The organism is Serratia sp. Ag1 (genome assembly GCF_000743355.1).
Taxonomy (GTDB): domain Bacteria; phylum Pseudomonadota; class Gammaproteobacteria; order Enterobacterales; family Enterobacteriaceae; genus Chania.
This window is the reverse complement of the sequence record NZ_JQEI01000008.1, coordinates 111,608-123,441: the sequence shown is the minus strand read 5'-3', so window position 1 is coordinate 123,441 and position 11,834 is coordinate 111,608. Positions and strand designations below refer to the sequence as shown.

General features: G+C 50.4%; 10 protein-coding genes. 3 read left to right on the top strand and 7 right to left on the bottom strand.

The annotated features are described in order from the left end of the window. Nucleotides 1-24 precede the first annotated feature (24 nt). A complete protein-coding gene (locus IV04_RS25035; RefSeq protein WP_072010827.1) occupies nucleotides 25-423 on the top strand; it encodes a GFA family protein in 399 nt (132 codons plus the stop codon). 501 nt (nucleotides 424-924) lie between these two features. Continuing rightward, nucleotides 925-1,482 carry a hypothetical protein gene (locus IV04_RS04560; RefSeq protein WP_037395950.1) on the top strand — a complete coding sequence of 186 codons (558 nt, stop codon included), beginning with the start codon at nucleotides 925-927 and terminating at the stop codon, nucleotides 1,480-1,482. A 293-nt stretch (nucleotides 1,483-1,775) separates the two neighbouring features. On the opposite strand, the gene IV04_RS04555 is transcribed toward IV04_RS04560, so the two are convergent. The 6 genes from IV04_RS04555 to ygeW all read right to left on the bottom strand — a co-directional run bounded on the left by IV04_RS04555 (nucleotide 1,776) and on the right by ygeW (nucleotide 9,043). Beyond that, entirely contained in the window at nucleotides 1,776-2,492 is a 717-nt protein-coding gene (locus IV04_RS04555) for an HNH endonuclease (RefSeq protein ID WP_037395948.1), read from the bottom strand. A gap of 298 nt (nucleotides 2,493-2,790) precedes the next feature. Beyond that, nucleotides 2,791-3,723 carry a carbamate kinase gene (arcC, locus tag IV04_RS04550; protein WP_037395947.1) on the bottom strand — a complete coding sequence of 311 codons (933 nt, stop codon included), beginning with the start codon at nucleotides 3,721-3,723 and terminating at the stop codon, nucleotides 2,791-2,793. A gap of 65 nt (nucleotides 3,724-3,788) precedes the next feature. Next, on the bottom strand, nucleotides 3,789-5,180 hold the full coding sequence (hydA, locus tag IV04_RS04545) for a dihydropyrimidinase (RefSeq protein ID WP_037395946.1): 1,392 nt from the start codon (nucleotides 5,178-5,180) through the stop codon (nucleotides 3,789-3,791). 56 nt (nucleotides 5,181-5,236) lie between these two features. Further along, nucleotides 5,237-6,454: a YgeY family selenium metabolism-linked hydrolase gene (locus tag IV04_RS04540; RefSeq protein ID WP_037395945.1), complete on the bottom strand. Its 1,218-nt coding sequence runs from the start codon at nucleotides 6,452-6,454 to the stop codon at nucleotides 5,237-5,239. Between the two features lie 132 nt (nucleotides 6,455-6,586). Then, nucleotides 6,587-7,780 carry a diaminopropionate ammonia-lyase gene (gene dpaL, locus IV04_RS04535; protein ID WP_037395944.1) on the bottom strand — a complete coding sequence of 398 codons (1,194 nt, stop codon included), beginning with the start codon at nucleotides 7,778-7,780 and terminating at the stop codon, nucleotides 6,587-6,589. Between the two features lie 75 nt (nucleotides 7,781-7,855). Further along, the gene (gene ygeW / locus IV04_RS04530) at nucleotides 7,856-9,043 is read right to left on the bottom strand and encodes a knotted carbamoyltransferase YgeW (protein ID WP_037395943.1); all 1,188 of its coding nucleotides are present in this window, start codon (nucleotides 9,041-9,043) and stop codon (nucleotides 7,856-7,858) included. A gap of 416 nt (nucleotides 9,044-9,459) precedes the next feature. Between ygeW and IV04_RS04525 the strand changes: the two genes are divergently transcribed. Next, nucleotides 9,460-11,238 (top strand): sigma 54-interacting transcriptional regulator, encoded by a 1,779-nt coding sequence (locus IV04_RS04525; RefSeq protein WP_369794869.1) that lies wholly within the window; start codon nucleotides 9,460-9,462, stop codon nucleotides 11,236-11,238. Between the two features lie 109 nt (nucleotides 11,239-11,347). On the opposite strand, the gene IV04_RS04520 is transcribed toward IV04_RS04525, so the two are convergent. Further along, complete coding sequence (locus IV04_RS04520; RefSeq protein ID WP_037395941.1) at nucleotides 11,348-11,830, bottom strand: hypothetical protein; 483 nt, start codon at nucleotides 11,828-11,830, stop codon at nucleotides 11,348-11,350. Nucleotides 11,831-11,834: the final 4 nt, after the last annotated feature.

The window sequence follows — 11,834 nt, the reverse complement described above, 5'->3', positions numbered from 1 at the left end:
TTACACATAACTAAAGGTAAAAAAATGAAAATAAAAGAATACCATGGAGGATGTCTATGCGGCCATATTCGTTTTATTGCGCGTGGAGAGGCAAAAAAACCTCACACCTGTTCATGTACCATGTGCCAACAGCACTCGGGCTCACTGACACTTTGCTGGGTCGAATTTTCCAAAAACGATGTGCAGTGGACAGGTCCTGGCGGCCCCCCTTCTTTATATCGCTCTTCAGAGGCTTCTTGCCGGACATTTTGCCCGGTTTGTGGAAGTACTCTCGGCGCCATTGACGACGCGCCAACAATAGGGCTCTTGGTGGGAACGTTTGACAAAAAAAATAATAAAAGCCTCATACCGGATTTTCATTCGTTCAGATCTTCGCGTCCACGTTGGTGGAAAGTAGAAATATCCAATGTTACTAAGGAGTAAATCTATGCATCCCATTCTTTTCAAAGCGGAAGTAGTACGCCGCCTTCGTACAGAACTTGAGGCCGAAGGATACACCGAATTTATGACACCCCAAGGATATTGCTAACGATAAACGTCAATAGAGAACCAAATGTGGGGTTCAGAGCAATCTTCAAAAACGAACGCTGCCAATCCCCACCAATCCAGTGTATTAGCTCAGACTCGACCTGACAGTTTTCTCGGGCAGCGCACAATCAAATCTGACAGTCGGCTATGAGCGAAGCGGACGGATGACTATTGACTGAACCACAATCTGGTTAGGCGTCCCACATAGCTCAAAATAACTGCTCATGAAAGTAGTTTTTTGTTGATATTACATGGATATTTATTCAGGGTGGTAAGTGAGCATTGGCACCTGGCTATCCATTTGCAACTTCGTTGACTATCGCCAGATAAATCTAAGCCGTGAATTCAACTGACCGATGCAATGCGAGCAAAACAACTTTGATAAGGAGTGATTAAGTGGCAGTAGTACAAATTAAGTGGGACTGGCTGCAGTGGAACTGCCGTCAGACCTGGAAAAAAGATATCCTTCCAGTATTACAAAGCAGAGGCGTTAGTCAGGAGGATCTTCAACGCTGCGTTTATGTCATCAGGCTCAATGGTCTATTCGCTATTGAGTACCCACGCGGCATTTCTCCCACGGTCTACATCGGTGAAGGAAACTTTGAACAACGCATTACTCAGCATAAGAACTGGCTGATGGATCTCGCGGACCTGCAAGGCGAGTATGAGTTCCTTATTGGCTATTGTTTCCCTCGGGCGAGAAATGTCTCAAAGGTTTATTCTGAATTCGAAGCGATGCTAATTCATGAGTTTCGAGACATTTACGGCGCGGCTCCATTGCGCAACAAGCAAATGGAATTTCAAAAGTCGAATCACGAGTTTCAGCCAACTAGCGAAATTCGTAGCGCTATCATGATTGGCAAAGGGGTGCGTTTTCATTGGGCGGTAAAACCGATGAAAAGTTCATCCATGTATGATGTTTATCAGCTCACTAAGGAACAGACCACCTCTTAATGAGATAATCTGGATAACAATATTTTTTTGGAAATATAAAGTTTCGTCCGCCTCTGACACAGGCTGTGTGAAAACGTTTTTGATCGCAGAAATGGCCAAAAACAAAGCTGAAAAGCGTGCTTATACGTAAAATTTGACTCTGCCGATCAGCTGTTCGATTTCAGATTTTGCATAACTTCATGCATTTAAGTTTTTGGCCAGAGTTTTCACACAGCCTGGACACGAAGCGGACGAGCTAATTGAGCCGAAGGTCCGCTGTGAGCGTGAAGCAGACGTTGAGGGCTATAAGAAGACTACTTAATGTTAGTCGGCTTCAACACAAGCGTGCCGTAGTGTGCTTCGCGGTGACAGTTCGGACAGAGTGCAATAGCATTTTCAACAGAGTCCTCTCCACCGTTAGCAAGCCACTCCACATGATGCACTTCAAGATACGGTCTACCATCTTCCCGCTTGAATGGTGCCTCACGTAGGCAGCTTTGACACTTACCTCCAGCTAAGGCTAATACCTCTGCTACAACGAGGGGATTACGCTTGAAGGTATAGCTCTTTATAATGGCCCTTTCTGGCGTGGTGTTGGCTGTAGCCAGCTTCTCTCTACGTTGTTCTGAGGTAAGTTGAGACGCTGTTTCTATGGCCTTTTCAAACTCACTTTTAACCGGACGTGTTAGCCATTTGCCGTCTGAAGCTTCATAGATTTCAAACACACCATGAAGTGCGGAATCATAGACCTCGAAAACGTTTCCGCGCTTGAAAAGTCGATCATATTCATGGTGGCGATGGGTGGCATCATCTGTTCGTCTGGCAGTCCTGTTAAAACTCCAGTGACCACGATTGCAGTTAACTGCGTTAACTATCAGATTCAAATAAGTATTGTCTTTGTAATGTGGAAATCTTTTCTTTAAAATTGCATCGACCTGAGCAGCCGTAGCCTTTCCAGCAAACTCGTTTTCAACTATCTCAGCGGTTGTTGTGCGGATTGGTTTATCACCATAAACATACTTACGAGCCATTTCTCTATTCCTTGAAAAGTTCTGGAAGGTGTTGCTGAAGCATAGGCGCGGTGAACATCTTTGACCTGCTCCCAGCAAACTAACATAGCATGATGTAAGCAAGTTCCGCTCCTGGCACATAGCTGCCTGTCAGATTAGGTAGAACTCTGTACTATAATAGTGTCAGATCAGATTTGAGCTAATACAAATCAAGTTATCAGGAATAACCCCCAGCCTTTCTAATATCAGCCCCGAGTCTGCATACAAGCTCATAGGCAGCCCGATTCTCCAGACCTTTCAATAGCTGGAATTATAGCCACTACAAACTAATCACCGTCCCCGTCTTCCCTTCAATACCAAGCTGTGCCTTGTTCAACACCGTAATTAATGCCTGACGCCCCGGCTTGGATTCGGCAAACACCACTGCCGCTTCTACCTTCGGCAACATCGAGCCTTTAGCAAAGTGCTCCTCTGCAATAAAGCGCTGGGCGTCAGCAACGCTCAACTTTTCCAGCCACTGTTGGTTCGGTTTACCGAAATTAATCGCCACCTTTTCGACAGCAGTAAGAATGATCAGCATATCGGCATCAATCATTTCAGCCAGTTTGGCGCTGGCCCAGTCTTTATCGATCACCGCGCTGGCCCCTTTCAAATGATGGCCTTCACGTATTACCGGGATGCCGCCGCCGCCAACGGTGATCACCACCTGCCCGGCGGCCATCATGGCGCGCACCGTTTCTTTCTCAACGATATCCACCGGCTGGGGTGATGCCACTACGCGGCGATAGCCACGCCCGGCATCCTCTTTCATGTTATAGCCGTTTTGCACCAGCAAACGGGCTTCGGCTGCGCTGAAAAAGGAGCCAATCGGCTTGGTCGGGTTCTTAAAAGCCGGATCGTTGCCATCTACGATCACCTGAGTAATCAACGTGGCAACCGGTTTGTCGATATGACGATCGAGCAACTCTTCACGCAAGGCGTTTTGCAGATCGTAACCGATATAGCCTTGGCTCAGCGCCACGCAGACCGACATCGGTAACAACGGGGTATGAGCTTCGGTCTTTGCCGCTGCTTCAAACGCCTGGTTGATCATGCCCACCTGCGGGCCGTTGCCATGCGTAACCACCACCTGATGGCCGTGTTCAATCAAATCAACGATTGCCCGTGCGGTGGTTTTCACCGCCTGCATCTGCTCTGCCAAACCTTCACCCAAAGCGTTGCCACCCAATGCCAATACTATTTTCTTTTTCATGTTGAACCTCAATTTTTACCGCGATGTTTGATTGCCATAGCCCTCTCTCCAAGGGAGGGGCTCGGTTAGTGGGCGATATTTTCATCAAAAGGACGGCGGTGTAAGAACTGCCCATACCCCTGCTGCCCGGTAAATACGCCGTTGCGAGCCACAACTTCGCCACGACACAGCGTCAACACCAGCGCACCCCGGCAGTGAAAACCTTCATAGGGGGAATAATCCGCATTATCATGCAGTTGGCGGTGGTTAATCACCGTGGATTGGCGTGGATCAATCATCACCACATCAGCATCAGCGCCGGGGTTAAGGTTGCCTTTACGCGGCCAGAGGCCAAACAGGCGCGCCGGGTTATCACTGGTGAGTGCCACAAAGCGTGAGGGGGTAATCCGCCCACTCATTACGCCATGAGAAAACAGCAGCAGCATGCGGTTTTCCACTCCCGGCAGGCCGTTCGGGCAGCGGGTAAAATCGCCCGCCGCCATCGCCTGGCGTTGATAATAAGGAAAGGTGCAGTGATCGGTGGCTACCGTGTCAATCGAACCGTCGGCGATCCCTAGCCACAGGCGATCCAACTCCTGCTGATTGCGTAGCGGTGGGCTCAGAATGTATTTCGCACCGTCTTCACGCAGGTAACACTGCTCATTAAGCAGCAGATACTGCGGGCAGGTTTCCACCCACACCGGTTGCTGCCGTTGACGCGCCAGGCGCAAATAATCCAACCCTAATCCATTGGATAAATGGACGATATACAGCGGTGCGTTGTCGGCCAAACGCGCCAGATTGATCACCCTGCCTATCGCTTCAGCTTCACACTCCACCGGGCGACTCTGCGCATGGTGAATCGGCGCGGTTTTCCCGGCGGCCACCAGCGCGGCGCGGCGAAAAGCAATGCCAGCGTCGTTTTCTGGGTGCACCGTGGTTAATGCCCCCACCTGCCGCAACTGCCATAAAGCGCGCAGCACATCGGCATCGCTCACTTTGTAGTGGTAGGTCAGGTACAGTTTGAAGCTGCTGATCCCTTCGTCATGCACCATGCACGCCATCTCTGCGAGAATATCGTCATTGATATGCTGAATCACGCCGTGAAAGCCGTAATCAATCACCGCGTTACCGGCGGCGTATTGATGATAAAGATTAAGCTGATGGTGGAGATTGCAGCCCGCCGGGCCGAACCCCATATGATCGATAATGGTAGTGGTGCCACCACAGGCAGCGGCGCGGGTGCCAGTGAAAAAATCATCGCAACTGCGGGCGATACCGACGTCGATATTAAAATGGGTATGCACATCGATGCCGCCGGGCATCACATAACAGCCTGTCGCATCGATAACTTCGCAGTCGGCATCAGGTTCGATACTGGCGGCACGTTGGCAAATCACCCCATGCTCGATCAGCAGATCCTGAGCATACTGCCCATCGCTATCCACCAGAATGCCGTTTTTAATCAGCCGCTTCATGCTGGCACTCCTGAAAAAGTCACCCCGACAGATACTGCCGGGGTTATGTTTAACGTTTACTGATTCAACTCTTCCAGATAAGCCAACGGCACGGCGGCGTACATGGCGGCGCAGGTCACCAGGTGCTCCTTCCAGGTTTTCTCGTTCGGCGCATGGGCTTCCGGCTCTTTGCCGGGGCCAAAACCGACCACCGGAATACCGTGGCGGCCCATAATCGACACTCCGTTGGTGGAAAACGTCCATTTGTCCACTACCGGTTTTTTCTTGAACAACCCTTGATAGGCTTTGCTCAGGGTTTTCACCGTGATGTGATCCTCTTCCACTTTCCAGGTCGGGAAATAGCATTCGGTCGGGTACACCAGGCCGGTGTAGGACGGGCGTTCATAGTCATACATCGATACCACCGCTTTCGCGGCCTGCACCGCTGGCAAGGCGCGGATCTCTTCCAACGCCCCTTCCCAGGTTTCGCCCCAGGTCAGGCGGCGGTCAATTGACACCGCACAGCTATCGGCCACCGCACAGCGGCTCGGCGAGGTGAAGAAAATTTCGGAAACGGTCAACGTGCCTTTGCCGAGGAACTCATCGTTGCCCAGGTTGCCCGCTAACTGCTGCAGTTCGTTAAGGATCGGCCCCATTTTGAAGATGGCGTTATCACCGCGCTCCGGTGCCGAACCGTGGCAACTGATGCCTTGCACGTCGATACGGATCTCCATGCGGCCACGCTGGCCACGGTAGATCTGGCAGTCGGTGGGTTCGGTGCTGATGACGAATTCCGGGCGAATCTTCGATTGTTCGATGATGTACTGCCAGCACAGGCCGTCGCAGTCTTCTTCCTGCACGGTGCCGGTCACCAGCAATGTATATTGATCCTCCAGCCCCAGATCCTTGATGATTTTGCCCGCATAGACCATCGAGGCCATGCCGCCTTCCTGATCCGATGCACCACGGCCACCGATAATCTCGTCGTTTTCCATGCCCTGATAGGGGTCAAAGTTCCAGTTTTTGATATTGCCAATGCCGACGGTGTCAATATGCGCATCCATCGCAATCAGGTGCGGGCCGTGGCCGATATAGCCGAGAATATTGCCCATCGGGTCAATTTCCACCCGGTCGAATCCCACCTTTTCCATTTCCCGCTTGATGCATTGCACCACCAATTTTTCATCACAACTTTCGCTCGGGATCGCAATCATGTCCCGCAGGAAACGCGTCATTTCATCTTTGTATTGGTAGGCTTTCTCTAACACCAGTTCAAAAGGAATTTGCTTTGCCATTGTGTTCTGTTCTCCACGCCTGTATGACTTCTCGCCTGCACGAGAGATTGGATAATCTGAGGGTTCCGCTTAATACCCTATGGATTCCAAGTTGCAGCGTTGTTACCTGCAGCTTGAAAGACAGCGGGTATTTCAGACCGAATATTTCCCTTCCCATACCACTTCGCGATAATGCTTAACGTCGGTATCGCCTTCCGAGCTGATCAGCAGCACCACTGACTGACTGTTCAAGCCGAGCTTTTCCATCAGTTGTGCGCGTTGCGGGTGATAATGCACGGCAGCCAGCACGCCAAGCCCGACGGCCCCGGATTCACCAGAAATAATGCGCGGATCGTTACCCAACGGATTACCCAGCACCCGCATGCCCAATGCCGCTACGCTGTCCTGGCAAGAGATAAACTGGGTGGCGCAGTTGCGCAGCAGCGGCCAGCCCAATGGATTCGGCTCCCCGCAGGCCAGGCCCGCCATGATGGTGGCCATCTCACCGCCAACGTTGACGATTTCGCCTTTCTTACCGGAGCGGTAAACGCAGTCCGCCAGTTCGGGCTCCACGATCGCGGAATGCAGTTGTCTGGCCCCAAACACTTCCGCCAGATAGCCCAGCACCCCACCCGCCATCGCCCCGACGCCCGCCTGCAACAACACATGGGTCGGGCGTTCAATCTGCATTTGCCGCATCTGTTCCACAGCTTCATCTGCCAGCGTGGCGTAACCTTGCATAATCCAGGTCGGGATCTTGGTGTAACCTTCCCAGGCGGTGTCCTGCACCACTTCCCAGCCGCGTTCCTGTGCCGTTTTCATGGTCAGGCGCACGGTATCGTCGTAATTCATGTTCGTTACGATGCATTCGGCACCCAGATTGCGGATGTGATCCACCCGCTCCTGCGCCGAGCCTTTAGGCATATACACCACCGCATGCTGCCCCAACTGCTGCGCAGCCCAGGCCACTCCCCGGCCATGGTTGCCGTCAGTCGTGGTGGCAAAGGTCATTTTCCCGCTTAGCGTGGATTTAAATTTTTCGAAGGAAAACGCGTTAATATCGATCTGATATTTTTCACACAGTAACCGGGCGATGGCGTAAGCACCGCCAAGCATTTTGAAGGCATTTAAACCAAAGCGTTTGGATTCGTCTTTGACCAGGATTTTCTTTACGCCGAACAGTTGAGCGAGATCGTCCAGCGCACATAACGGCGTTGGCTGATAACCCGTAATTTTTTGATGAAACGCCCGTGCCTTGCGCGCCTCAGCCTGAGAAAATAGCGGTGAGGTTTCGCCATTAAAATAACGGTTGTCCTCAATATCCACTTTCAATGAAAAAACCGACATTGCTGTTACCTCCTCTGGTCGCATTAACCTTTCACCGCGCGGGAATACCAGAGAGTGTTCCCGCGCAGCATGGATTTATTTAATGCGCCGTTCCGCGTCTTGCAGTAATTGCTCCAACGTCAGACCCGGGTTGGAGAATTTGCGCGCCATAATCATGGCGGCGATGATATAAGGCTTCCAACTGGCTTCCTTATAGGTGGCAATGCGGTATTTCTCGAACACACTGGCACTGACCTCGCCTTCGCTGCACGACACATCGGTAATATCCGCAGGCAGGCAGTGCATATACAGCGCTTCACCACCCTTGGTCAGCTTCATCATCTCTTCAGTGCAGTGCCAGTTTTTGTAATGGGCGTTCTGCGCTAGGCACTGTTGCTCGAGGGTTTTCAGACCGGCGTGATCGTTGGCCCGCAGCAGATCGGTGCGCTGTTCCATCACTTTGTACGGTGCCCAGGACTTCGGATAAACGATGTCTGCGCCCTGGAAAGCCTCGGCCATTGAGGTCACCTGCTGGAAGCTGCCACCGGAAGCCGCCGCGTTGTTTTTCGCCACCTCAATCACATCCGGGATCAGGTCGTAGCCTTCCGGGTGCGCCAAAGTGACTTTCATACCAAAACGCGTCATCAGGCCGATAATGCCCTGCGGCACCGACAACGGTTTGCCATAGCTTGGGGAATAAGCCCAGGTCATGGCGATTTTTTTCCCTTTCAGTTTATCCAGGCTGCCAAAATGCTCTTGCAACCAGGCCAGATCGGCCATCGCCTGCGTTGGGTGATCGATATCGCATTGCAGGTTAACCAGCGCTGGCCGCTGCGGCAGCACGCCTTTCTGGAAGCCTTCATCCAGCGCCTCGCCCACCTCGCGCATGTAAGCGTTACCGGCACCCAGGAACATGTCGTCACGGATCCCGATAGCATCGGCGCAGAACGAAATCATGTTCGCCGTTTCACGCACCGTTTCCCCATGGGCGATCTGCGATTTCCCTTCGTCCAGATCCTGCTGCGCCAGGCCCAGCAGGTTTAACGCCGACGCATAAGAAAAACGGGTGCGCGTGGAGTTATCACGGAAAATAGAAATACCCAAGCCACTGTTGAAAACCTTGGTTGCGATATTTTCTGAACGCATGGTTTTCAGCGCTTCAGCCAATTTAAGCACCAGCTCCAGCTCTTCGCGGCTCTGTTCCCACGTCAGTAAAAAGTCCTTCTGATGTAAGTTGGACTTTAACGCTTTTATGTCCTTAATTAACTGATTAACTGTTTTCATCTTTGCCCCTAAATAACCGATGGTTGACCCAGAATGTCCCATACGCTTTTTCAGCGTCTGTTATCAGGTAATCAATAAGCATGCCAAGAGATCCAGCAGAGCAGGAAACCACTGCATAACATGATTTCGGTCACATAATTCACTGGTTTCTGCGGATTTAATCGGAGGGATTCAAACAGCCGTCGCGCGCCAAGCGATAATGTCAACCGGCCATCGCAGGGTTATTTATAATTATCAGCCAATATCGCAACCCAAAATGATAGCAATTACCGCCGTGTATCATTTTGATAATAAAACGTGACGCTAATGACACAATCTATTTATCTGAAGGATTAGCTTGATGGTAATCAAATAACCACCAGCATTAATGTATTATCGTTTCTTTTTTCTATGATGAAAAAGAGAGACTCTTGATGATAGCACCGGTAAATACCCAATCTGCGCTGATGCAGATCCAACCGACAATCTTGCGCTTCACCAAAATGCTCTCCAGCGTGCTGTTGTTGGAGGTCGAGATTGTCGACGCCAATCTGGTGCGAGTGGCAGGAACCGGCCCCTATGGCAAAAACTTTGGCAGAAAACTCGGCAGCAACTCCGGGTTACTAAAACATGTTATTGATACACAAAGGGAAAAAATAGTCACCCATTCTCGTTTTGATCCGGTGTGTGATGGGTGCAACAACAAAGAAGAGTGCCAGGAGAAAGCCTTTCTCGGCATTCCGATCCTGTTTCAGCATACCTGCATCGGCGTGATCAGCCTGGTGGCTTTCAATCTGGAACAGCAACAACGATTACGCGATAATCTACAGGAATTCTCTGATTATGTGCGGAATATATCCAACGTTTTCGTTTCCAATTTATTAGAGACACAAGGCAGCAGTGGTGGACTCAATAAAGTGCTGTTCAGCCTGATTGAAAATATGGATCAGGGCGTATTAATCCTCAGTGAAAAAAATCAGGTCAAATTTGCCAACGCAATGGCGTTGAAAGAGTTTAATTTACCGCAAGAAGACATTATCGGGAAAACATTCAGTATTCATGCACTGACTTTTCATCAAAATTATACCAGCGGGCATTTACAGCATATTATCACCTTCGATGGCCGCCAGGAGATCATGATTGGTCAGCTACATCAGGTTCAGGAGCATCAACTATTTTTAATGGCCTTTCATCAGTCACATTCATCATTTAACGCTCCAGAAAGCCATGAAGATCCGCGTATTGAGCATCTGGCCGGGGAAAGTAAGCCCATGCGCCTGATGAAGAAACTGATTACCCGCATTGCCCCCAGCCCTTCCAGCGTCTTGGTGGTAGGGGAAAGCGGCACCGGTAAAGAGGTAGTGGCGCGCGCCATACACCGGTTGAGCAACCGCAGCGATAAGCCTTTTATCGCCATTAACTGCGCCGCGATCCCGGAGCAACTGCTGGAAAGTGAGCTTTTTGGCTACCTGAAAGGCGCGTTTACCGGTGCTTCGGCCAATGGCAAGGTGGGGCTGATTCAGGCTGCCAACCAGGGCACACTGTTTCTGGATGAGATTGGCGATATGCCTTTACTGCTGCAGGCCAAATTGCTGCGCACGGTAGAATCGCGCGAGGTGCTGCCCATTGGCTCCAGCAAGCCGATCCCGGTAGATATCCGCATTATCTCCGCCACCAACCAAAACCTGGAGCAATACATCGCCGAGGGGAAGTTCCGTGAAGACCTCTATTATCGTCTGAACGTTATCCCCCTCTCATTACCGCCCTTACGCGAGCGCGAAGGGGATATTGAGCTGCTGGTCCATTACTTCCTCAGTTTGCATACCAAAAGAATCGGTATTATCTACCCTGGGATCTCGGCAGAAGTGCTCAAAATATTGCGCCAGTACCGCTGGCCGGGCAATGTGCGCGAACTGAGCAACCTGATCGAGTATCTGGTTAACGTGGTGCCTAGCGGTGAAATTATTGATACCTATCTGCTGCCGCCGAACTTAACCCGTGGTCAATACCTGCATCAGCCCCATCCAACTCCGGCCAGTAGGGCTACGGAGATCTGCACAGGTCAGGATGCGGTAGGGCTGGAGAATATGGAAAAACGCATGATTGAGGAGGCACTCAGGCATCACACCAACAAGAAACTGGTGGCAGAAAAATTAGGCATCGGGATCGCGACGCTGTATCGCAAAATAAAGAAGTACGAACTGTCCTCAAGCTGACAGGGGCACAGATGACTCGAGGAACCAGGTTGCATAAAATCGGGCAGCACTGTATCCCCTCCATACTGCACGTTGTTTGAAGTGTGAAGGGGATAACGATCATTAACGGTTAAATTCGTTTGCTATAGCAAACGACTACCGGAAAGATCATTTCACTCAGTTCATATCCACCGTTGCCAAGCGAGGTGATAGACATATAGAAATCTTTTTTATTGCCAAACATGATGTCATTAAACAGCTCACTGGATGCACTGTTCGTGGTTGCATAGTCTTCTTCTTTGACTCGCTTAAAATAATAATAATCCCCGTGTGATTCACGGTTATAGATGAAATAAACCTTGCGATTGACGTTAAAATCCACCCCATCTTTGGTTATTACACCGTTTACGTCAAGAATCGCCATGCTGTTGCTCGTCAACAACAGGGATGTGTTGGCATCTATCAGGCTGTTACTTTTGGAGTTTTCAAAGTGAATTTCCGTGTCACATTTAAAGAACCGATCTTGTGCTCTCATTACCGTAAAATAGGCTAAAATCAGCAAAGCTAATAAAATAGCTGCTCCAAGAGAATAAAGCCATTTTTTATTCTTCATTTAA